Source organism: Pseudoflavonifractor sp. 524-17, assembly GCF_009935845.1.
In the GTDB taxonomy this organism is placed as follows: Bacteria; Bacillota; Clostridia; order Oscillospirales; family Oscillospiraceae; genus Pseudoflavonifractor_A.
Genome location: NZ_QWEK01000025.1, coordinates 14,027 through 35,955, shown reverse-complemented (window position 1 = coordinate 35,955; position 21,929 = coordinate 14,027). Strand labels below are relative to the sequence as shown.

Annotated in this window: 23 protein-coding genes and 2 pseudogenes; 20 read left to right on the top strand and 5 right to left on the bottom strand. The window is 59.7% G+C overall.

Annotation, left to right across the window (positions count from 1 at the left end; translation table 11 throughout):
- Positions 1–150 precede the first annotated feature (150 nt).
- The 10 genes and pseudogenes from D1159_RS10810 to D1159_RS10755 all read left to right on the top strand — a co-directional run bounded on the left by D1159_RS10810 (position 151) and on the right by D1159_RS10755 (position 9,882).
- The gene (locus D1159_RS10810) at positions 151–1,959 is read left to right on the top strand and encodes a peptide ABC transporter substrate-binding protein (RefSeq protein WP_161845671.1); all 1,809 of its coding nucleotides are present in this window, start codon (positions 151–153) and stop codon (positions 1,957–1,959) included.
- A 171-nt stretch (positions 1,960–2,130) separates the two neighbouring features.
- On the top strand, positions 2,131–2,289 hold the full coding sequence (locus D1159_RS19200) for a hypothetical protein (protein ID WP_202621037.1): 159 nt from the start codon (positions 2,131–2,133) through the stop codon (positions 2,287–2,289).
- 236 nt (positions 2,290–2,525) lie between these two features.
- Complete coding sequence (locus D1159_RS10805) at positions 2,526–3,371, top strand: transporter substrate-binding domain-containing protein (protein WP_243152236.1); 846 nt, start codon at positions 2,526–2,528, stop codon at positions 3,369–3,371.
- Positions 3,372–3,456: 85 nt separating this feature from the next.
- Complete coding sequence (locus D1159_RS10800) at positions 3,457–4,149, top strand: amino acid ABC transporter permease (RefSeq protein WP_161845669.1); 693 nt, start codon at positions 3,457–3,459, stop codon at positions 4,147–4,149.
- A complete protein-coding gene (locus tag D1159_RS10795; RefSeq protein WP_161845668.1) occupies positions 4,136–4,858 on the top strand; it encodes an amino acid ABC transporter ATP-binding protein in 723 nt (240 codons plus the stop codon). The genes D1159_RS10800 and D1159_RS10795 overlap by 14 nt, the downstream gene beginning before the upstream one ends.
- A 518-nt stretch (positions 4,859–5,376) precedes the next feature.
- Positions 5,377–5,649, top strand: coding sequence for a hypothetical protein (locus D1159_RS10790; RefSeq protein WP_161845667.1), 273 nt, complete (start codon positions 5,377–5,379; stop codon positions 5,647–5,649).
- 71 nt (positions 5,650–5,720) lie between these two features.
- Positions 5,721–6,809: a hypothetical protein gene (locus D1159_RS10785; protein ID WP_161845666.1), complete on the top strand. Its 1,089-nt coding sequence runs from the start codon at positions 5,721–5,723 to the stop codon at positions 6,807–6,809.
- Positions 6,810–6,915: 106 nt separating this feature from the next.
- On the top strand, positions 6,916–7,608 hold the full coding sequence (locus D1159_RS10780) for a hypothetical protein (RefSeq protein ID WP_161845665.1): 693 nt from the start codon (positions 6,916–6,918) through the stop codon (positions 7,606–7,608).
- Positions 7,609–8,009: 401 nt separating this feature from the next.
- Positions 8,010–8,370: pseudogene (locus D1159_RS10775) on the top strand (GDP-mannose 4,6-dehydratase); the annotation flags it as partial.
- Between the two features lie 498 nt (positions 8,371–8,868).
- The gene (locus D1159_RS10755; protein WP_161845663.1) at positions 8,869–9,882 is read left to right on the top strand and encodes a DegT/DnrJ/EryC1/StrS family aminotransferase; all 1,014 of its coding nucleotides are present in this window, start codon (positions 8,869–8,871) and stop codon (positions 9,880–9,882) included.
- Here D1159_RS10755 and D1159_RS19670 read toward each other — a convergent pair.
- Positions 9,831–9,989 (bottom strand): annotated as a pseudogene (locus D1159_RS19670) (transposase); the annotation flags it as partial. The gene D1159_RS10755 and the pseudogene D1159_RS19670 overlap by 52 nt on opposite strands.
- Complete coding sequence (locus D1159_RS10745; RefSeq protein WP_161845662.1) at positions 9,946–10,266, bottom strand: transposase; 321 nt, start codon at positions 10,264–10,266, stop codon at positions 9,946–9,948. The pseudogene D1159_RS19670 and the gene D1159_RS10745, both read right to left, overlap by 44 nt.
- Before the next feature lie 663 nt (positions 10,267–10,929).
- Between D1159_RS10745 and D1159_RS10740 the strand changes: the two genes are divergently transcribed.
- From D1159_RS10740 to D1159_RS10725, 4 genes are all read left to right on the top strand, one after another.
- Positions 10,930–11,127 carry an alpha/beta-type small acid-soluble spore protein gene (locus tag D1159_RS10740; protein WP_161845661.1) on the top strand — a complete coding sequence of 66 codons (198 nt, stop codon included), beginning with the start codon at positions 10,930–10,932 and terminating at the stop codon, positions 11,125–11,127.
- 138 nt (positions 11,128–11,265) lie between these two features.
- Entirely contained in the window at positions 11,266–11,823 is a 558-nt protein-coding gene (locus D1159_RS10735; RefSeq protein WP_161845660.1) for an inorganic diphosphatase, read from the top strand.
- A 133-nt stretch (positions 11,824–11,956) separates the two neighbouring features.
- A complete protein-coding gene (gene glf, locus D1159_RS10730; RefSeq protein ID WP_161845659.1) occupies positions 11,957–13,135 on the top strand; it encodes a UDP-galactopyranose mutase in 1,179 nt (392 codons plus the stop codon).
- 27 nt (positions 13,136–13,162) lie between these two features.
- The gene (locus tag D1159_RS10725) at positions 13,163–14,191 is read left to right on the top strand and encodes a glycosyltransferase family A protein (RefSeq protein WP_161845658.1); all 1,029 of its coding nucleotides are present in this window, start codon (positions 13,163–13,165) and stop codon (positions 14,189–14,191) included.
- 45 nt (positions 14,192–14,236) lie between these two features.
- Here the strand turns inward: D1159_RS10725 and D1159_RS10720 are convergent, their stop codons facing one another.
- Positions 14,237–14,860, bottom strand: a complete 624-nt coding sequence (locus tag D1159_RS10720) for a LexA family transcriptional regulator (protein WP_161845657.1) — start codon at positions 14,858–14,860, stop codon at positions 14,237–14,239.
- A 190-nt stretch (positions 14,861–15,050) separates the two neighbouring features.
- Between D1159_RS10720 and D1159_RS10715 the strand changes: the two genes are divergently transcribed.
- The 6 genes from D1159_RS10715 to D1159_RS10690 all read left to right on the top strand — a co-directional run bounded on the left by D1159_RS10715 (position 15,051) and on the right by D1159_RS10690 (position 20,263).
- On the top strand, positions 15,051–15,284 hold the full coding sequence (locus D1159_RS10715; RefSeq protein ID WP_161845656.1) for a hypothetical protein: 234 nt from the start codon (positions 15,051–15,053) through the stop codon (positions 15,282–15,284).
- Positions 15,274–16,341 (top strand): sigma factor-like helix-turn-helix DNA-binding protein, encoded by a 1,068-nt coding sequence (locus tag D1159_RS20045; protein ID WP_161845655.1) that lies wholly within the window; start codon positions 15,274–15,276, stop codon positions 16,339–16,341. The genes D1159_RS10715 and D1159_RS20045 overlap by 11 nt, the downstream gene beginning before the upstream one ends.
- Positions 16,342–16,429: 88 nt before the next feature.
- A complete protein-coding gene (locus D1159_RS10705; protein WP_161845654.1) occupies positions 16,430–17,182 on the top strand; it encodes a hypothetical protein in 753 nt (250 codons plus the stop codon).
- A gap of 25 nt (positions 17,183–17,207) precedes the next feature.
- A complete protein-coding gene (locus tag D1159_RS10700) occupies positions 17,208–18,359 on the top strand; it encodes a hypothetical protein (RefSeq protein WP_161845653.1) in 1,152 nt (383 codons plus the stop codon).
- Positions 18,360–18,368: 9 nt separating this feature from the next.
- On the top strand, positions 18,369–19,400 hold the full coding sequence (locus D1159_RS10695; RefSeq protein WP_161845652.1) for a NosD domain-containing protein: 1,032 nt from the start codon (positions 18,369–18,371) through the stop codon (positions 19,398–19,400).
- A gap of 8 nt (positions 19,401–19,408) precedes the next feature.
- Entirely contained in the window at positions 19,409–20,263 is an 855-nt protein-coding gene (locus D1159_RS10690; RefSeq protein WP_161845651.1) for an N-acetylmuramoyl-L-alanine amidase, read from the top strand.
- A 71-nt stretch (positions 20,264–20,334) separates the two neighbouring features.
- Here D1159_RS10690 and D1159_RS20040 read toward each other — a convergent pair whose 3' ends face one another.
- Positions 20,335–21,042 carry a stalk domain-containing protein gene (locus D1159_RS20040; RefSeq protein WP_202621036.1) on the bottom strand — a complete coding sequence of 236 codons (708 nt, stop codon included), beginning with the start codon at positions 21,040–21,042 and terminating at the stop codon, positions 20,335–20,337.
- Positions 21,043–21,163: 121 nt separating this feature from the next.
- Complete coding sequence (locus D1159_RS19190; RefSeq protein WP_202621035.1) at positions 21,164–21,844, bottom strand: stalk domain-containing protein; 681 nt, start codon at positions 21,842–21,844, stop codon at positions 21,164–21,166.
- Positions 21,845–21,929 lie beyond the last annotated feature (85 nt).

Genomic DNA, 21,929 nt, shown 5'->3' with positions numbered 1-21,929 from the left:
GAGTTTGCCTATGTTATAATGACTGCACGCTAGCAAATGGAAAGGCCCCCGGGGGCCTTTCGCTGTCCTAATTCAATTAGGACAGATGTTCTGTGTTGTATCCCGCTGCTTCAGCGTAACGATACAAGATAACAAGGAGGTTCTAGCATAATGGAGAAGAAAAAGCTTCTTTCTCTGGCTCTCGCGGGAGCCATGTCCGTGACCCTGCTGGCCGGCTGCGGCGGCGGCACGACCCCCAACCCCGCGCCCAGTGACGCCGGCGGCACGACCCCCAACGGGGGCGATACTCCTGGCGGCGCGTTTAACCTGTCTGTGTGCATCGCCTCTGAGCCCCAGACCATTGATCCCGCCCTGAACAGCTCCGTAGACGGCGCCATCATGACCCAGCACGTCTTTGAGGGCCTGATGAAGTGGGGCGACACCGGCTCCGCCATCGGCGGCACCCTGAACAGCGCCGAGCTGGTCAACGGCCAGGCCGCCAGCTATGAGAAGACCAACAACAGCGACGGCACTGTGACCTACACCTTCACCCTGCGGGACGACATCAAGTGGTCCGACGGCCAGCCTGTTACTGCCGGCGATTTCGAGTACGCTTGGAAGCGCCTGGTCACCCCCGCCACCGCCGCTGACTACGCCAACATGGCCAGCATGATCCTCAACTGTGACGCCATCTACTACGGCCGCGACCCCGGGACTCAGGAGGTGCTGACCGCGGTGGACGCCGAGGCCTATGCCGCCGAGGGTAAGGAAGTAGCTTATGACGACCCCAGCACCCTGGCCGTCACCGCCAAGGACGACAAGACCCTGGAAGTGATCCTGTCCTACGACTGCCCCTACTTCCTGGAGATCGCCGCCTTCCCCTCTATGCTGCCTGTGCGCAAGGATATCATCGAGGCCAATCCCGACGGCTGGACCCACGACCCCGCCAGCTACATCGGCAACGGTGCCTACAAGATGACCACCTGGGATCACAACTCCCAGATTATCATGGAGAAGAACCCCGAGTACTATGACTACGCCAACCTGGGCCCCGAGACCATCACTTTCAAGCTGATGGACGACCAGAACGCCATGCTTAACGCCTACAACTCCGACGAGCTCCAGTTCATCAACGATATGCCGGTGGATGAGATTCCCACGCTGCTGTCCGACGGCAAGATGGACATCGTGGACTACATCGGCACCTACTATGTCTGCTACCAGACCCAGAAGGCCCCCTTCGACGACTGGCGGGTGCGTAAGGCATTCACCCTGGCCATCGACTCCAAGTACATCGTGGAGAAGGTGACCCAGAGCGGCGAGGTTCCCGCCACCGGCTTTGTGGCCGCCGGCATCTATGACGCCGAGGGTTCCGCCGGCGCCGACTTCCGCACCGTGGGCGGCGACTACTGGAATGCCCCCCTGGATGACGCCACCTACCAGGCCAACCTGGAAGAGGCCAACAAGCTGCTGGACGAGGCGGGCTATGAGGACCGCTCCACCTTCCCAGTGGTCACCTACCTGTACAACACCAGCGACAACCACAAGGCCATCGGCGAGGCCCTCCAGTCTCAGTGGAAGAACGGTCTGGGCGTGGAAGTGAAGCTGGAGAACCAGGATTGGTCCGTCTTCCTCCAGACCCGTAAGGACGGCGACTACGAGATCGCCCGCAATGGCTGGATCTCCGACTACAATGACCCCATGGCTTTCCTGGATATGTGGGTTACCGGCGGCGGCAACAACGACGCCCAGTACTCCAACCCCGAGTATGACGCCGCCATCCGCGAGGCCAACAGTACCTCCGATCCCGCTGCCCGCATGGCCGCCATGCACAAGGCCGAGGACCTGATCATGGGTCAGGACTGGGCGCTGGGCCCCATCTACTTCTATACCCAGAAGTTCATGCTGAAGAGCGACGTGCATAACGCGTTCTACACCCCCCTGGGCTACTACTTCTTCATGTACGCCACCCGCGGCTAATTGTCCCCGGGCTGACGGAGGGTCAGTGAATAAGTATGTATAAAAGGCGGCGGAGCATTTGCTCCGCCGCCTTTTGCGCCGCTTCCCAATCCGTTTCGTGTTGCCGGTCAAGGCAGGGAATAAATATGCGCCGGAAAACGGCGCAGGGTGATCAGCGTTGGAGGTATCATTATGAAAAAAGCGGCATTGATTATGGGAATCATTTTTTTGATGCTGACGTTTGCGGGCGGCGGATATGTTCTTATCAATCATGGGGAAGTAAATGCTGGATACGCGGCGGTTCCCAGCCTTTTGGCCCTGATATGTTTTGGATATTGCCGAAAAAAGTGACCAGTTTTTGCATGGGGTGGATGTGTGCCGTTTCGAAGGAAACAGCAGCGGCAGCACAGGCGCCCTGTACAAGAGCGCGCGCGAGGCGGAGCGCAATTTGGAGGGATTGGAAATATCCATGAAAGCCTTGCATTTTCTTGAATATCGTGTATAATCGTAAAAATAGGAACGCTCCGGACGGGTGACGGATGCACCCTGCACCTCCGGAGAAGATAGAGGGTAAGGAGAAGATGAACATGAAAAAACTGTTTGCCATAGGGATCGCGGCCGCCCTGTCTTTGGGACTGCTGTCCGGCTGCGGCAGCGGTACCGCCGCCGCCCCCTCCGCCGGGCCGGAGGGAAGCGCCGATCCAGAGGGAACCCAGGGCGCCTGGACCTCGGTAGAGGACCTGAAGGGCAAGAGAATCGCCGTGCAGGAGAGCACCACCGGCAACGACGTGGCCAAGGAGATTGAGGGCGCCGAGGTAAGCACCTTCAAAGCCGCCGCCCAGTGCGCCATGGAGCTGCTGAACGGCCGGGTGGACTGTGTGATCATCGACACCAACTCCGCCCAGGCCCTGGTGGCCGCCAACCCGGACAAGCTGGAGCTGCTGCCCTTCCCCGCCTCTGAGGAGAGCGAGACCTACGCCATCGCCACCCAGAAGAACGATGAGGGCGCGGTGCTGGCGGCGGAGTTCAATACCGCCATGGCCACGCTGAAGGAGAACGGCACCTTTGACGCCCTGGTGGCCAAGTACATCGCCAAGGACGATAGCGTTACCCTGCCGGAGCTCCCCGCTGTGGACAATCCCAAGGGCGCCATTGTCATGGGCACCAACTGTGAGTTCGAGCCCTTTGAGTTCCTCGCCAGCGACGGTACCCCCACCGGCTTTGACGTGGACTATGTAAAATATCTGTGCGCCGAAATGGGATATACTGTGACCATTGAGAACATGGACTTCGATGCCCTGATTCCCGCCCTCCAGTCCGGCCGGATCGACTTTATCGCCGCCGGCCTGACCCGGAATAAGGAGCGGGAGGAGAACGCCAACTTTACCGACGGCTACTATGAGGCGGTTCAGTCCATCATCGTGGCAAAATAAGAAGGAGCAGCCAGAGCCTGCGCCGTGAAAACGGCGCAGGCTTGTCCTGCATTTCGGAAAAATGGGAAAGAGGAGGCGGTAGTTTATGGAGGGTCTGACCTGGCTGAACACCTTTGGGACGAAATTTTACAAGGCGTTTCTCTTTGAGGATCGCTGGAGGCTCTACCTGAATGGCCTGGGCGCCACCTTGAGCATCACTTTGGGGGCGATTCTCATCAGCACCGTGTTCGGTATGGTGCTGTGTCTGATGAAAATCTCCAAATACCCGGTGCTTCGAGGCCCGGCCAAGGCGTACATCGACATTATCCGGGGCATCCCCGTGGTGGTGCAGCTGCTCATTATCTATAATGTGGTTCTGGTGGGGGTGAACAACAAGATAGTCATCGCGGTGATTGCCTTCGGCATCAACTCCTCCGCCTATATGGCGGAGATCTACCGCTCCGGCATCAACGCTGTGGACCAGGGACAGATGGAGGCGGGGCGCAGTCTGGGCCTGACCCAGACCCAGACCATGTGGCATATCATTTTCCCCCAGGCGCTGAAAAACTGCCTGCCCACCTATACCAGCGAGTTTATTGTACTGGTGAAGGAGACGGCGGTGGTGGGGTACATCGGCCTGATGGACCTGACCAAGGTGTACTCCTCGGTACAAGGCATGACCTACGACGCCATGGCCCCTCTGCTGATCATCGCGGTGGCCTACTTCTGCATTACCAAGGTGCTGGCCGTTATCTTCGCCCGGATGGAAAGGAGGCTGCGTCAGAGTGATAAACGTTGAGCATTTGAGCAAATCCTTTGGAACGCACCTGGTGCTGGACGACATCTCCGAACACATTCAGGAGGGAGAAAAGGTGGTGGTCATCGGCCCGTCTGGGTCGGGAAAGTCCACTTTCCTGCGCTGTCTCAACCTGCTGGAGACCCCCACCAAGGGGAAAATTACCTTTGACGGCACGGTTATCACCGACCCCAAGACCAACATCGACCTGGTCCGCCGCCAGATGGGCATGGTATTCCAGCACTTCAACCTGTTCCCCAATATGACCATTCGGAAAAACATTACGCTGGCCCCTGTGCGCACCGGTTTGATGAAGCAGGAGGAGGCCGACCAGGAGGCAGACCGCCTGCTCAAGCGGGTGAATCTGTCCGAGAAAGCGGATACCTACCCCGCCCAGCTCTCCGGCGGACAGAAGCAGCGCATCGCCATTGTGCGTGCCCTGGCCATGAAGCCAAAGGTCATGCTCTTTGACGAGCCCACCTCTGCCCTGGACCCGGAGATGGTGGGCGAGGTGCTGGATGTCATGAAGGAGTTGGCCGAAGAGGGGATGACCATGGTGGTGGTCACTCACGAGATGGGATTCGCCCGGGAAGTGGGCTCCCGAGTGCTCTTCATGGATAGCGGGCATATTCTGGAGCAGAATGAGCCGAAAGCCTTCTTCGCCAATCCAAAGGAACCCAGAACCGTGGAGTTCCTCTCTAAGGTTTTGTAGATAGTGTTCTCTCCCAGAGGGCGCCTCACCAGGTGTGGGTGCCCTCCTTTCTTTTCGGAAAAGAAAGGAGAGAGAAGACAGGCAGGAACGGAAAATGAACCGCGCCGGATCCAGTGCAGCTAGCCGCCGGACAGCGTTCCTGGATTGCGGCTGTTAGGTCTTTTGGTGCATATGAAATGGACAAAAAATATGTTTCTTTTACCTTTCGTGTGGATGAATTGAAACACCGGCGGTTTTGCGAATCGCAGCTGGAAACGAATCGATGTCAGTGCTATAATCAAAGCAGAAAATCGGAATTCCTTGAGATTCGCTCATGGAAATTGAAAGAGGAAGATGGCATATGACAAAATACGAAATAGACAGCGAATTGACAAAGCTGGCAAAGCAGAACAGAGGTATTCTTCCGTGTATTGTATTTTACCATGGTGGAGGATTTTTACTGAAAGCGTCAAGGGCACACTATCAAGTGGAGCGGCACCACCGCCAATGCCGCCACCAACTCCGCCAAGGAGAAAGCCATGTACGATGAGCTGCACAGCGGCGCTGTGGGCGAGCTGGTGGCCTACTCCATCAACAACGGCACCGTCACCCTGAGCAAGCCCAATTACGCCAACACCGCCCGGGCGATCTATGTGGAGACTGACGAAAAGTACACCTCCAACTCCAGCTTTGACTTTATCACCGGGAACTACACCAAGTCCACCGTTGGCAATGAGACCATCTACACCTACCCCGTGGTACTGGAGGACGGCACCGTCACCACTCTGGCCTCCCGCACGACAGCGGCCTGAAGGACAGCCAGGTCCACGAGTACCAGACCGACGGCAGCTACTACAGCTTCGACGGCGCCAGCCAGAGCCGGATGGTCAACAAGCTGGTGGTGACCAGCCTGGGCTCCAACGCCATCTCCGTGGCCGATGTTGAAAACGACGCCATCCGCAAGGACAGCTTCGCCATCAATAATGTCACGGTGTGGAATGTCCAGGACACTGGCAACGTCTTCAAAACCAGCCTGGCCAAGAACCAGAAGGCGGCGCTGGTGCTCACCGACGGCGCGACTTTCAACGTGGCCGCTGACAACTACACCCTGAAAGTCACTGTGCCTGCAGCCTTGAAGGCCACCATCACCATTGGCGGCGAAAAGATGCAGGAGGACGCCACCGGTTCCCTGTCCTGTCCCTTCACTGTCGATGCCGGTGCTGAGGTTGCCATCGCCATCGCTGTGAAGCCCGCGGATGAGAAGGTCAGCGCCACCACCCGCGTGCTGAAGTACACCGTGATCGGCAACGCCGAGATTACCCCCGGCGGCACTCCGGAAGAGACCGAGCAGCAGATCAAGGACAGTTTTGACAAGGGCGCTGACGTCAGCGTGACCGGCGATCTGGAAATGACCGGCGGCACCGTGACCATCACCGAGGCTTTCACCGGCGAGATCAGCCTGACCCCCCTGCCTGCGGGCCAGACTTCCGCCACCCTGACCATCGGCGACGAGACCACTTCGATTGACCTGGATCTGACCAACCTGACCGTTCCCGAGGGCTACACCGTTACTTTGAACGGTCTTGACGTAACAAACAACGTCGTGGTTGAGAGCGGCCACACCCTGAATGTGACCGGCGACCTGAATGTGACCGGCAATCTGATCCTGGGCAGCAGCACGAAGAACCTTACCGGCCGTCTGGTCATCGGCGGCACCTTGACCGTCTCCGGCGAGTTCTCTGCCACCAAGGACAGCGTCATCGAGTTCAAGGCGGGCGCTTCCGTGGACTCCGAGCTCTTCACGAACTTCCTCATCGGCGACGATGTGATTACTGCCGCCGGCGATGTTGCCGGCAAGACCTTCACCGCCAACGCTGAGGGCAAGATGGTTGCCCCAGCCGGCACCACGCCTCCCGCTGAGACTGCTACCGCCAATGTGACCTTCGCTCTGACCACCCCCCGAGGACGCTGACAACACCATTACGGTCGACCAGACCGCCAGCCCCAAGACTGTAGCCGTCACCGTCACCGTCGAAGAGACTGGCAAGACCAGCATTACCTACAACGCCACCGTCACCGTGGCCGGGTCTGACAACGACCAGGAGACCCCCGCCAGCATTGGCGGCACCGGCAAGGACGACATCTCCATCGTGACCGGGAGCGAGGGCGCTAAGGCTAAGTATTCTTTCGAGCTGACCGGTAAGGTTCAGGCTGACGTGGACAGCAAGGAAATTGATGGTGCAACCATTACTTGGGATACCGACCTGGATACCACGATGAATGCTTTTGTCACCAGCTATACGGCGGACGACGCCAAAACTTATGTACCTACATGGGCCGACAACAAGCTGACCCTGGAGGCCAAAAGTGTTGGTGTAGTGGCGGATGCTCCCACCACCGATATCGAAGCTGATGGCAGTGTCATAACTGCCGCTGAAGAAGTTCCTGGCGCTGCTGCTGTGACCGCTGTCACCGGTACGGTTGCGAAGGGCGACGGCCTGCTGGCCGCGGTTGAGGCTCTGACGGGTCTTGATAGCGCAAGCGGCGCCGCGATCTCTGTCCAGTATACCAGCGGGACCTGGAAGATCACTGTTGCAGGTGCGTCTGACGGCATTATGGCTACCGCTGCTGTGGTTAACGGTGTTCTGACCCTGACGGCGGAGTCCGGCACCCTGCTGACTGTCACTGCTACTGAGGCGCAGTTCCAGAGCGCTTTTGGGATGGCTGTTGCCACTGGCCTGACCTACACCGCCGTTACCACTACTGCGTAAAAATCGTACCTACGCTTTCACCCCCGGACCGAATGGTCCGGGGGTGCTTTTTGTGCTACTTGAAGGCCAGGTAGAGATAGGTCTTGCCTTTGACATTCAGCTCCACATCCAGGGACTTGTAGTAGACGGGAAAGCCCTTGGAGTTGGTCTCCAGGGCGGTGACGGGGGTGCCAGGGCCCTTTCAGGAAAGGGCCCTGGACTCCCCCAGCGCGGGGGCCCAGGCGGCGCACCGCGCCGCCACTGCCTCAGCGTCCTGACAGTCTTTCAGGACAGGTGATCCCTGCGTACGTCTCCTGCCAGACCAGGCTTTATGTGCCGGGCCGACCAGGGAGGCCCGGCTCTTCTATTGTAACGTAAGCGCAAGACTCTGGCTGGGACCGCGCTGTCTGCCAGACTGGCACATCGGCACGGCGGATATCGGCGTGTTGGGCGTAACCAATATGCTGGAGGCCATCCGAACTGTCAAGCCTGAGGCCCGCTTCTATCAGGCGTCCACCTCAGAGATGTTCGGCCTGGTGCAGGAGATTCCTCAAAAAGAGAGCAGCCCATTCTACCCCCCGCAGTCCCTATGGCGTAGCAAAGCTGTACGGCCACTGGATTACAAAAAATTACCGGGAGAGCTATGGCATGTTCGCCTGCTCCGGGATCTTGTTTAACCACGAGTCTGAGCGCCGGAGCAAAGAGTTTGTGACCCGCAAAATCACGGATGCTGCGGCACGGATTAAACTGGGGATGCAGGATGTTCTGGAACTGGGGAATATGAAATAGCAGGACTTCTGGATCAGTGTGAGAAGCGAGAGGTTTTTGGAATTCCGGTGCTGGGCGGCGACGAGCAGCAGAGGGAGCCGTTATATCGCGGCGGCGCTTGCTGGGGATTCGCCGCCATTGGGGACAACTTTGCGCGGGAAAAAGTAACGGGAAAATGGAGAATATCGGATATCAGATGATATCAGTGGTCAGCAGATATGCTGTGGTGTCCCCATTTGCGGAGATTGCGCCAGGAACACTTGTGATGCCCGGCGCGGTTGTAAACGCCTGCGCGCATATCGGAAGAGGCTGCGTTTTGCGGAACGAAATATGCCGTTGCGTGCAGCAATAGTACCGTCGCGCTGCACTTGGCGCTGAAGGCATTGGGGAATGGCCCTGGTGATGAGGTCATTATGCCGGCCCTGACTTATATTGCCACCGCTAATGCTGTGACCTACTGCGGCGCTACACCTGTGTTTGCGGACAGCGAGTGGGACACTTGGAATGTGGATTGTGCGGATATTGAGAAGAAGATCAATAAACACACTTGGCAACAAAATTATCACCTGCGGCGAGGGCGGGATGCTGACCACCAATCAGGAGGAGCTGTACACCAGGACGAAGCTGCTGCGTTCTCAGGGTGCGGATCCGCACAAGCGCTACTGGCACACTACAGCGGCCTATAATTACTGCATGACAAATTTACAGGCTGCGGTGGGCTTGGCTCAGTTGGAGAAGATGGAGTGGCATCTGGAGCAGCGTCAGCGGGTGGCGCGCCTGTATGAAAAGTACCTGCCTCGGTTGAGAGATTTGGTCACAGTGCAGGCCATTCCCGAACCGGCCAGCCATGTATACTGGATGAACTCAATCATGCTGTCGGACAAGGTTTCCAAAAGCCGTGATCAGGTGCTGGAAGAGCAGAATATAGAAACACGTCCCCTGTTCTATCCCATGCACGTTATGCCGCCTTATGAGGATCATACTGTGGAGTGCCCGGTGGCGGAAAGCCTGGCGGCGCGGGGGCTCAATCTTCCTTCTCAGGGAGAGAAAATATCCTGTACCGGGGTTTGCTGCTTGGGGCAACGCCGGACGAGATTGGGCAGAAGATGGATGCAATTTATAGAATTCACAGATATTGGGGAGTTTATTGATTATCCTGTCAAAGCCTACTCAACTGGTATGCTGGTTCGGCTGGCTTTTGCAGTCTCTACCCGCCTGGAGGGTGAGAGCCTGCTGCTGGACGAGGTAATCAGCGCCGGCGATATCACCTTTCAGGCAAAGGCAAAAAAGCGAATCTTTGACCTGATGGACCAGGCAAGGATTATGGCCTTTATAACACACGGCCTGGCAACGATGCGGGAAGTTTGCAATCGCGCAATCTATTTAAAACAAGGAAAGATTGTGCTGGATGGTACGCCAAAAGAAGCGGCAGATGCATACTTAGACAGTATTATAGTAGTATTACTTAAAAATGCTCAATCTGAAGTGAGTTGTTTACGGAAGAAGAAAGCAGCAAAAATAGCCTGATCGAGGGAGACGAGTTTTGGAAGGATTCGACGCAGGGTGCGTTTTATCCAAGCCCAAAAGTGCTCAATGGGATTCAGCTCTGGAGAATATGGAGGAAGGAAGATGAGATAGCATCCAGATTTTGGGGCAAGAGAATATAGGGGTATATTCCCGCAGATCTACCCAGTTGTCAAGAGCGTACTTGGCAATTTTCATGGCGTCCGCCTTGTCGGTCTTAACCTTACAGATGGAACCTGCGCCGCTCTGCTTGATGAACAATGGATTTATCACAGTCACTCGGATTCTATACTTGTGCAGCATTGCCGCCACCGGCTCATGATACCAGCCCGCAGCCTCCATGAGAGCCTTGGTATCTTCCCCCAGCGCAAGGATGGCAAGCGCCATCTGCTCCAGGCATACTCCTTTGGCCGCAGATCTCACCAATTGGCCGCAGGGCCGCCATCATACTTTTCCTGTTCGATACGTCAATTCCTACTGCGTTCATACTCTCCCCCCTGTGTGATTGGATATGGCGCCCGTCCCTGTTTCTTGCCGCTTGTTCAATCTCCTGGATGACACGAACGCACTGGCTTGACCAATGGTTCTACCTGCGCAAATTGAATGCTGTGAATGAGAGAGGCGGCTGACGGACTCCGTTACGGACGTATTAGACCAAGGACAACAGTCTCAGGCCATTTACCCCCATTCTGCAACTTCACCTTTGAGTTGACAAAAGACACGGCTGGTTGCCGTGCCTTAAAGCGTAATTTATATTGCAGGAAGGACAAGGATGAAAAAATGTATTTTGGTTTTCAGAAAAAATGCTGATTCCGGTACAGGTGTATGCAAAACATTGATCATGCGAAGACTGCCAATCAGCTGGAGCGGGGGATGAGCAGGATAGAATAAAAACAGTGCCGGCAGGGGGAAAAAGCGGGGAATCGGGATTTTATGGAACAATTTTTACTATGATTTAGCAGCAGGCAAACTCGCATAGAAACATGCGCTGGGGTAATGCTATGTGCGGATTCCCAATCCAAATAAATTCGTTTGAAGGAGATGCATGTTATGTCTACCACTTCTAATCAGCCTTCTGTCCCCGGCGCCCGCGAGGCCCTGAACAAGTTTAAGATGGAGGCGGCCCAGGAGGTCGGCGTCAACCTGAAGCAGGGCTACAACGGCGACCTGACCAGCCGTGAGGCCGGCTCCGTGGGCGGCCAGATGGTCAAGAAGATGATTGAGGCCTACGAGAACTCCATGAAGTAAATTCCACTCAACACAGGGGCTGGACAGCGGGACTGTCCGGCCCCTGCCGGCCTGTCGAAAACACTTTTTCGACAGGCCGCTTGTATTTCGCTTTCAAGACCGATATAATGAGGAAAAAGAGAAAGGAAGTGCAGTACAATGTCGAATATCTGGCATGACATCGGCCCGAAGCGCATCCAGCCGGAGGACTTTGTGGCAGTGATTGAGATCCCGAAGGGAAGCAAGAAAAAATACGAGCTGGACAAGGAGACTGGCCTTATCATTCTGGACCGGGTGCTCCACACCTCCACCCACTATCCCGCCAACTACGGCTTTATCCCCCGGACCTACGGCGACGACGGGGACCCGCTGGACGTGCTGGTGCTGTGCGCGGAGGCCATGGATCCGCTGACCTTGGTGCGGTGCTACCCCATCGGCTACATCTCCATGCTGGACGGAGGAAAGAACGACGAAAAGATTATCGCCATCCCCTTCTCCGATCCGACTTATAACACCTTCCAGGACTTGATGGACCTGCCAAGCCATATCTTTGACGAGATGGCTCACTTTTTCACGGTGTATAAGGCGCTGGAAGGAAAAGAGGCCGTGGCCGGGGATGTGAACAACCGGGCGGCGGCAGTGCGGGTCATCCGGCAGGCGATGGACCACTATACGGACTGCTTTCTGGGGGGAAGAGAGGAAGCTCCGGGTTCTTAGTGCGCAAAGCTGAATGCTTCAGCGAAGGGCACAGCGATTCTTTAAACAAAATTTAATGCTTTCACCGTTCCTTTTCCGGGGGAAACATGGTAAAATCAGTACCACTGACAATGGAGAGGAGCGAGAGGAATTGATGAAGCAAGGGTATGACTGCCTGGTCATCGGCGCGGGCTTCGCCGGCGCGGTGGCCGCCCGGGAGTTGGCTGAGCGGGGCGGGAAGCGGGTGCTGGTGCTGGAGCGCCGGAACCACATCGGCGGCAACGCCTACGACCTGCTGGATGAGGCAGGGGTACTGATCCACCAGTACGGCCCCCACATCTTCCACACCAACGACAAGCGGGTGTTTGACTACCTGTCCCGCTTCACCCGCTGGCGGGACTACCAGCACCGGGTGGTGGCCAACGTCCACGGCAAAGAGATGCCCGTCCCCTTCAATCTCACCAGCCTGGAGCTGGCCTTTGGGAAGGAGAAGGCGGCGGAGCTGGAAAAAAAACTGCTTGACACTTACGGCGCAGAGAAAAAGGTGACCATCCTGGAGCTGCGTCAGAACTCCGGCCCGGAATTGGCCGCCCTGGCTGATTATGTATATGAAAATGTCTTTCTCCACTACACCATGAAGCAGTGGGACCAGTCCCCAGAGGAGATCGACCCCGCCACTACCGCCCGGGTGCCGGTGTTTCTCTCCCGGGATGACCGGTATTTTCAGGACCAGTACCAGGGAATGCCCCAGGAGGGCTATACCGCCCTGTTCCAGGCCATGCTGGATCACCCTAACATTACGGTGGAGGTGAATACGGACGCCCGCGCCCGGCTGACCCTGCCCCCGGAAGGCGGCGCTCCTCTGCTGGACGGCGAAGCGTTTCACGGTTTCGTCGTCTACACCGGCGCGGTGGACGAGCTTTTTGACTGCGTCTATGGCCGGCTGCCCTACCGCACCCTGGAGTTCCGCTTTGAGACCCACCCCGTCACCTTCTGGCAGTCCCACGGTACGGTGAACTATACCGTCAGTGAGCCGTGGACCCGGATTACAGAGTTTAAATACCTGACCGGGCAGGAGCTGCCGGGGAAGACCACCATTGCCAAGGAGCTCTCCCACGCTTACACCGGCGCACCAGGGGAGACGCCCTATTACGCGGTGATTAACCCGGAAAACAACGCCCTGTTCGGGAAGTATCAGGCCATGGCCCAGAGCTATGACAACTTTTACCTGCTGGGCCGGCTGGCGGAGTACAAATACTACAACATGGACGCCATTGCAGCCCGGGCCCTGGCGCTGTGCGATGCTTTAATCAAAACCGGGCAAGTCCTTTGACGATAACCGAGGAGTGTTAAGCTGAATATGGAAAAAATAATTACCTTCGCCGTGCCCTGCTATAACTCGGCGGAGTATATGGACCACTGCGTAGAGACGCTGCTGGCCGGCGGGGAGGACATTGAGATCGTTCTGGTGGATGACGGCTCCACCAAGGACGATACCCCCGCCATCTGCGACCGGTACGCAGAGCGGTACCCCGGCATTGTGAAGGTCATCCATCAGCCCAACGGGGGCCACGGCGAGGGGGTCAACCAGGGGCTGCGCAACGCGTCCGGCCTGTACTACAAGGTGGTGGACTCTGACGACTGGCTGGACACGCAGGCGCTGCAGAAAGTTCTGAACCAGCTGCGCACCTTCGCCAAGCTGCCGGAGCCGGTGGATCTGCTGGTGTGCAACTATGTGTATGAGCATGTGGAGGACAACACCCAGAAGGTGATGCGCTACACCAACGTATTTCCCGAGGAGCGGGTGTTTACCTGGAAGGACATCGGCCGCTTCCGCCCCTCCCAGTACCTGCTGATGCACTCGGTCATCTACCGCACCCAGCTGCTGCGGGACTGCGGGCTGGAGCTGCCCAAGCACACCTTCTATGTGGATAACATCTTTGTATACCAGCCCCTGCCCTTTGTAAAGACCCTGTACTACATGGACCTGGATCTGTACCGCTACTTTATCGGCCGGGCGGACCAGTCGGTGAATGAGCAGGTGATGGTAAAGCGGGTGGATCAACAGGTGCGGGTGACCCGGCTGATGATCGAGGCCCATGATTTGAACCGGGTGCGGGAGAAGCTGCCCAGGCTGGGGCGGTATATGTTCAACTATCTGGCCATGATGATGACCATCTCCTCCATCTTCCTCATCATTGACGGCTCGCCGGAGGCACTGGGGAAGAAAACCCAGCTGTGGGAGTACCTGCGCACGGTGGACCAGCGGATCTACCACAAAATGAAGTACCGCTCCCTGCCGGCGGTTTCCAATATTCCGGGATACCAGGGGCGTAAGCTGTCGGTAAAGCTCTACCGGGTGGCCCGGCGGATCTATAAGTTCAACTAAAAAAGGGAGTACCCAGGAATGCAATCCTCCTGGGTACTCCCTTTTTCAGAGCATGAATTCCACCTTGACCACCTTGCCCAGCACCTTGATGCTGGTCTTGTGCAGGTCGTAGATCTGGGGCTGGTGGATGGGGTTGGTGGACTGGGGCATAAGGGTAACGGTGCTGTCGGTGGTGTAAAAGCGCTTGACGGTGGCGTCCTCCCCGTCCACCAGGACCACGGCTACCTCGCCGTTTTCCACCTCGTCCTGCCGGCGGACGATGATGAGATAGCCGTCGTTGATGCCAAGGGCGTTCATACTGTCGCCGGTGATGCGCAGGGCGAAGTACTCCCCGTTGCCGTTGAGGTCGGTGTAGGTGTATCCCTCAATATTCTGCTCAGCGTAGATGGGCAGACCGGCGGCGATGCGGCCCAGGATGGGGATGCGGTGGGTGGGGGTATAGGGGAGCGCCTCCGGCGGGAGGGGGGCGCTCTCCAGCCCCAGAAGATAGGCCGGGGTGGTGTCCAGTGCCCGGGCCAGCCGCTCTACAGTGGCCCGCTTGAGATTGACCACGATCCCAGACTCATACTTGTGGATTGCGGCCTTTTTTACGCCCACCAGCGCGCCCAGCTCCTGCTGGGAGAGGTTTTTGGCCAGACGGAGGGCCTTGATGCGCTGACCTGTGGTCATGGAACACACGTCCTTTCCTGGAAGTGTCTTAATAATAGATCATGTGAGGGAAAAAATCAAGAAAATATCTTGACAAGATACAGAAGGCTTGCTATACTGGGAATATCTTAAAAAGATACGATGGGGCGGTAATAAAACTATTCTTTCTTATTGCCCTGAGAATATCTGAATAAGATACTAAGGAGGGAGTATGGCCACACTGAGAGAACTGTCAGACGCCTATCTGGAGTCGGCGGCGCGGCTTCGGATAGAGATCCGCCTGCGGGAGGCGGGGCTGAAGGACCTGCCCCAGGACCGGCGCCTGACGGCGGAGCACGATCTGCGGCTGCTGTATCAGATGCTGCGGGAGGCAAGGGAGGTCGGGGAGATTGCCAGACACTACTACGACCCGCCCTACTGGCGCAGCCGGAAATATGTGTGCTGACCTGGCGGCGGAGTACCGGGCCACGCTGGACAAGCTGCTGGAGAAGGAGCGGGCGCTGGTCCAGGCGCTGGAGGGGGAGCCGTCCCATCAGAGGCGGTATGAGCTGGGGCTGGTGCGGGAGATGATCCGGGACAGCCGGGCGGCCCTGCGGCAGCTGCGGCCCAGGGGGAGGGCGCCGGCCCGGAAGTTTGTCAGCCTGGAGGGGCAGTCCTGGCAGTGGGCGGAAAAGCAGCGCTGGGATCGGCTGGAGTCCAGCGGGCGGGACAACCGGGCGCGGCTGAGTTGGATGCGGGCGGTGCTGGACGACGGAACGGCGGAGATGACCGGCCGGCAGCGGCAGGTGTTTGAGCTGCTCTACCGGGAGGGGATGGCGGCGCCGGCGGCGGCGGAGAAATTTGGGGTGAGCGTAAGCACCATCTACCGTACGGCCCGGCGGGCGGTGGAAAAGCTGCGGCGGTATGCCGAGGGGCGGGAGCTGGTGCGCACCTGCGTTCGGGAGGACGGCTCCGTGGACCTGCGGCGGGTGGTGGCGGAGACCGCCTTTCTCACCCAGCGGCAGAGGCAGGCCCTGCTGCTCACGCTGGACGGCCTCAATCAGCGGCGGGTGGCGGAGACGATGGGGGTGAACCGGTCCACCGCCGGGCGCACCCTGCGCCGGGGAGAACGGCGGCTGAAAAAGCTGACCCGCTACCTCAACGCCCGGGAGCTGCGGGCCATCCGCAACGAGAGGATTCAGCGGGCCTCCCTCAACTGGCGCAAGAGCTGCAAGGAGCTGGCGGCAGAATACGGCGTGAGTCTGTGGCTCATCTATAAGCTCACCGCCAATACCCGCCGGTGGGAGGGAATGACCGCCCTTCAGTACGACATCTGGCAGCGAAAGGAGGGGGGACAGACGCCGAAGGAGATCGCCGCAGCCCTGGGCACAGACGTAAAAAACATCTACCAGGCCCTGGTGCGGATTCAAAAGAAGCGCGCCGGGCCCAGAGCCGGGATACAGCGAGGCGGGCTGGCGGAAAACAGTTGCCTGCAAAGCAAGGTATTTCCGCCGGGCCGGTGAGCAGTATCCCGCAGCGCCGGGCCCAGAGCGTGACAGGAAGAAGCGCGCCGGGCCTGAAGAATGAGGAAAAAAGAGAGGAGCGTGACGGATGCAGCGGGTTGTCATTCCATTTGAGAACTGGAGCATTGCGCCGCCGGAGGGGGCGCAGCTGTGGCAGTACGACCATCTGGCCCAGCGGCTGGAGGTGGCGGGGGCGCTGCCGGAGGGGTACGAGTGGTATCTGGACGTGCTGTGCCGGGGACAGCGAAACACCATCGCCCTGGAAAAGACGCAGCAGGGGGCGGGGACGGCCATGACGGCGGAGATGCTGGCAGAAGAGGGGTGGTACGCCCTTCAGCTTCGGGGCGTGCGGGGGGAGACGGTGCGCCACAGCAACGTGGTGCGGGTGCTGGTCCATCGGTCCATTGGGCCAGGGGCGCCCTGGCCGGAACTGCCCCACGTCCTCCAGCAGCTGGAGGCCCGGGTCCGTGAGACGGCGGAGCAGGTGCGCCAGGCGGCCCTCCACCCACAGAAGGTGGGGGAAAACGGGAACTGGTGGGGGTGGGATCCCGCGAGCGGGGCCTATACGGACACAGGCATCCCCGCCGGAGCCGGGGGAGTCACCCGGATTTATGCGGCGGGAGACCCCCTGCCGGTGGTGGATCAGGCGGTGGCACTCCCCCTGGCGGATGGGAACCAGGCAGGCCTGGTGAGGAGCGGTACAGGAGAAAACCAGGTGGCCGTAAACGCGGACGGTTTTATGGAGGTGGTTGGCCTGAATGTGGACCGGCTGGCGCAGACGCCGGGGAAGCGGCTTATTCTGGCCTGCGGCTCCAGCCGGGAGGAAGCGGACGAGAAATGAGCACACAGAGGTAAGGAGGTTTTTTATGGCGAATCAGACCATTTCAGCGCGGGTGCAGATGAGAAAGGACACAATCTCCAACTGGACGGAGCACAACCCCGTATTGCTGCGGGGAGAGGCGGCGGTGGTGGAGATCCCGGCCCAGGGGGAGGAGACGTCCCAGATTCTGCTGAAGGTGGGAGACGGGGCGTCGGCATTCTGCGATCTGCCCTGGTCCGCCGCTATGGCGGCGGACGTGTACCCCTGGGCCAAGGCGGCGGAAAAGCCCGCCTATCAGGCCGGGGAGATCGGCGGACTGGCGGAGTACGTGGCCGGGGAGATGCAAGACAGCAACACCCGCTACCGGCTGGTGGCCGCCGGGGAGCGGGGCGTCCGGCTCCAGGCCCAGGAGCTGGGGGAGAGCCAGTGGAGCGATGTGGGGGAGCCGGTGTCTTTTCCGGCGGACGTCCCACCTCAGTACACCTTGGTAAAAAAGGCGGCGGCGGAGGGAAACGCGCTGGCCACCTATCAGCTGCTGCGGGACGGTACGCCGGTGGGGGAGAGCGTTCAGATCCCCAAGGATTACCTGGTGCGCTCGGCCCAGGTACACACCGCGGAGACGGCGGGCCAGCCCTATGAGGGGGCGGCTCCGGGGGACAAGTACCTGGATTTCGCAATCAATACCGCAGACGGCAGCGGCCAGGGGGAGCACATCTATCTGCCGGTGAAGGAGCTGGCCCAGACCTATACCGCCGGGGCGGGGATTGCCCTGTCGGCGGAAAACTGCCTGTCCGTCCGCCTGGGGGAGAACGCCAACGGCCTGGCAGCCCAGGACGGGGCGTTGGTGCTGGCGGAGGCCACGGACCAGACTGGCGGCGCCCTCTCCGCCGCGGGATATATCAAGCTCAGCGGCGTGGAGGCCGGTGCCCAGGTAAACCGGATTGAGACGGTGAAGGTCAACGGGACCCCGGCGGAACTCCAAGGAAAGGAGCTCTATCTCACCATTCCCGGCGGCGCCCTGGCCCAGCTGGACCAGGTGGGAAAGGGCCAGCTGTCCCCGGAGCTGTCCGCGGAGCTGGAAAGCAAGGCGGAGGCCAGCTGCCTGGCGGCGGTGGCCCAGAGCGGCAACCTGCGGGATGTGGTCCAGACCGAGGGGGACTGTTTGATTCTCCGCTGTGGCGCCGCTGCGGAAGGATAGGGAGGCGCTATGGCAAGCAAGGAATTCAAGGCACGGGTGTGCCTGCGGCGGGACAGCGGGGCCAACTGGGCGGCGGCGGATCCGGTGCTGCTGCGGGGAGAGGCGGCGGTATCCGGCGAGGATGGCCGGGTGGAGCTGAAGATCGGGGACGGGGTGCGGCCCTATTCCCAGCTTCCCTTTGCGGCCCCGGGGCCCCGGAGCGCCCGGCTGATTGTGGGCGCTGCCTCCGCGGGCTGGACCGCCGCAGACTGCGACTGCCTGTGTGACGGCACGGACGACCAGGAGGCGCTCAACGCCGCCATCGCCGCTCTGCCGGCGGGCGGGGGCGAGATTGTACTGCTGGACGGGGTGTACTCCCTCACCGCCCCGGTGGAGCTGAGCCGGGACAATGTCTTTTTCACGGGGAACGGCCCGGGGACCGTGCTGGACGGGGGGGCGGACTTCGGGGCCGCGGGACTGCTGGCCGTCACCGGGAAGGGGTGTACCGTCACCCGGATGACCATCGGGGGGCCCACCCCTACCTCCGCCACCCTGCGCCACTTCGCCCTGTCCATGACCGGGGCAGAGGGGTGCGAGCTCTCCCGCTGCCGGATTGAGGGCCACTCCCCCAGAGGGGTGGTGATGAGCCGCTGCACCGGCTGCCGGATTACAGGCAACCGCTTCCAGGACAACGGGGCCATGGACCTGATCCTCAGCACCTGCGACAACAACTTTATTTCCGGGAACGAGAGCGTCCAGAGCGCCGGCGCCGGATGCTTCTGCTCCATGAGCAGTTCCAACGGGAACATTATCACCGGCAACCGTTCCTATGACAACAAGGAGGGGGTGCGGATGAGCAAGTGTACCGGCACGGTCCTCTCCGGCAACCACATCAGCCGGGGGGCAGGCACCGCGGCGGACTATGCCGCCAGCGAGTACACGGTTTTTCTCTCCGGCACGGGGAACAGCGCCAACCTGGTGTGCGGCAATGTGCTCTTGGGCAAGGACGCGGTCAGCGGCGGCGGCGCCGGCAATTTGATTGTACAGAATCTTGTGGAGTAGGAGGGTATATGGAACAGTATACAGTAACGGTGAAGGAAGGGGTAAATATCCGCTCCGGCCCGGGAGTCCAGTATGAGAGGACAGGGCGCTATCCCCAGGGGGCGGCGGTGGCGGTGACTCAGGTCAAGGCCGGGTGGGGCCGGACCCCCCAGGGTTGGGTGTGCCTGACGTACCTGGAGCGGGCGGCGTCCCGCCGGAGGACGGACAACGGCACGGAGATTCGACAGGATCTCATCGCCTCCGGGCGGAAAAACCGGCCGGGCGGGAGCAATCCCAGACAGTACATCACCATTCATGAGACGGGAAACCGGGCCGAGGGGGCGGACGCCGCCGCCCATGCCGCGTATCTGAAAAGCGACGCCGCGGTCCAGGCCCAGGTGAGCTGGCACTATACGGTGGACGAGAATATAATTATGCAGCACCTCCCCGATGGGGAGGGGGCCTATCACGCGGGGGACGGGGCCGGCGGGCCAGGCAATACCCGGAGCATCGGCATTGAGATCTGTGTAAACGCCGGCGGAGATTTTGCCAGGGCCCAGGAGAACGCCGCGTCGCTGGTGCGGCTGCTGAGGGAGGAATATAAAATCCCCTTGGGGAACGTGGTGCCCCACAACCGGTGGAACGGAAAGGACTGTCCCTGCCAGATCCGGCATACCGCCGGGGGATGGGAGCGGTTCCTGGCCCTGTGCGGGGACGGCGCAGGCGGGGGGGCCGGGGATCTGTCCGCCGCCGTGGACCGGCTGGCCCAGGCGGGGATCGTCACCGCCGCGGACTACTGGAAGCAGGGGAAGGGCTACTGCGACGGCAACGTGGTGTGCCTGCTGCGGGGCATGGCGGACTACCTGAAACGGGAAGGCCGCTGACAAAAACAAAACGAGCGGGCCGGAAGCAAAGGCTTCCGGCCCGCTTTGGAATTTCTGGGCAAAATTCAAAATTAGAGATAGAGGACGGTTACAATAAAGTAGTAGCCGTCAAAGCCATCCTCCGGGGCTACCGTGTCAAACGAGGCGGCCTGGTTGGCGGAGGAGTTGAGGTAGATCAGAGTGTCGTTAGAGGCGCGGCCGATGAAGCTGTTGCGGGTGAGCAGGGCGTCATAGTCGTCAATAAAGCCGGAGTCCTCAGGCATGGTGCTCAGGGGATAGAAGTACATGGTGCCCAGCCCCTCGGGGTGGGTGTAGCTCTTGGAGTAAGAGGGAATGCCGGACAGATTTTCCAGCATAGGAACCTTAGAGTTGGGATAGCAGCGGGTGGAGGGCGCGGGAGTAGGTGTGGGCGCGGGAGTAGGCGTGGGGGCGGGAGTAGGCGTGGGCGCGGGGGTAGGCGTAGGAGCGGGGGTGGGGGTGCTGCCGTCAGAGGAGAGCAGGACGGTCTTGGTGTTAGAGTCCCAGCCCACGCCGATGCCCAGGGCGCTGGCCACGCCGCGGACCGGCAGGTAAGTAACGCCGTCAATGGCGAAGGGCTCTACCACGTTGCCGCTGGCGTCCTTGGGGGTGACGGCCTTGCCGTCCAGGGTGATTTTAATGTCGCTGTAGTTGAGTGTGGCCTGCTTGGAATAGGGGGCGGCCACCGCGGTGGAGATGAGGCCCACACAGGCCAGAGTCACCAGGACGCCGGAAAAGAAGCTGCGCCAATTACGTTTCATAGTTCTGTTCTCCTCTCATCTTGTTAAAAATCCTCTGCGGGGAATTCAAAATATAGTATAGCACAGATTTTTAAAATATGGAAGTGCCAGAGTGAAAAAAATCAAGGATAAGGGGCGCCCGTTACGAAGCGGGGATGGTGACAGAGACCAGGAAGTAATGCCCATCGTAGCCGTCCGCCGGAGTGACGCTGCCGAAAGTCACCGACTGGCCGGTGGCGGCACTGCGGTAGATGAGGGAGCCGGATCCGCCGCCGGAGACGCTGCCCACAAAGCCGCTGCGGGTGAGCAGGGCATCGTACTGGTCGGCAAAGCTGCCGCCAGGCATGGAGGTGGCGGAGTAGTAGTAGGTGGTGGTAGAGGCGTCAGAGGGGTAGGTGTGGCTCTTGGAATAGGCGGGAACACCGGACAGGTTTTCCAGCATGGGGACGGCGCTGCCGGGATAGCAGCGGGTGGGATTGGCGGGGGTTGGCGTCGGTGTGGGGGTGGGCGTGGGCACGGGGATATAGCCGCCGAAGACCAGCTGGACGGTATTGGTGTAGGCGTCCCAGCCCACGGACATGCCCAGGGCGCTGGCCACGCCGCGGACCGGCAGATAGGTTACGCCGTCGATGGCAAAGGGCTCCACCACGTTGCCGTTGGCGTCCCTAGGGATGACGGTCTGGCCGTTGAGGGTAATCTTGATGCTGTTGTAGTCCAGCTTGGCCCATTTGGAGTAGGGGGCCGCCCCGGCGGCGGAGATCAGGCCCACACAGACCAGCGTGAGCAGAATACCGCAGACAAAGCCGCGCCACTGATGTTTCATAGAAAAAACTCCCTTCTTTTGTTGGTGAACCTATTATAGCATAAAGCCGGCAGGTTTTTGATGGAAATCAGTCAAAATTTTCCCG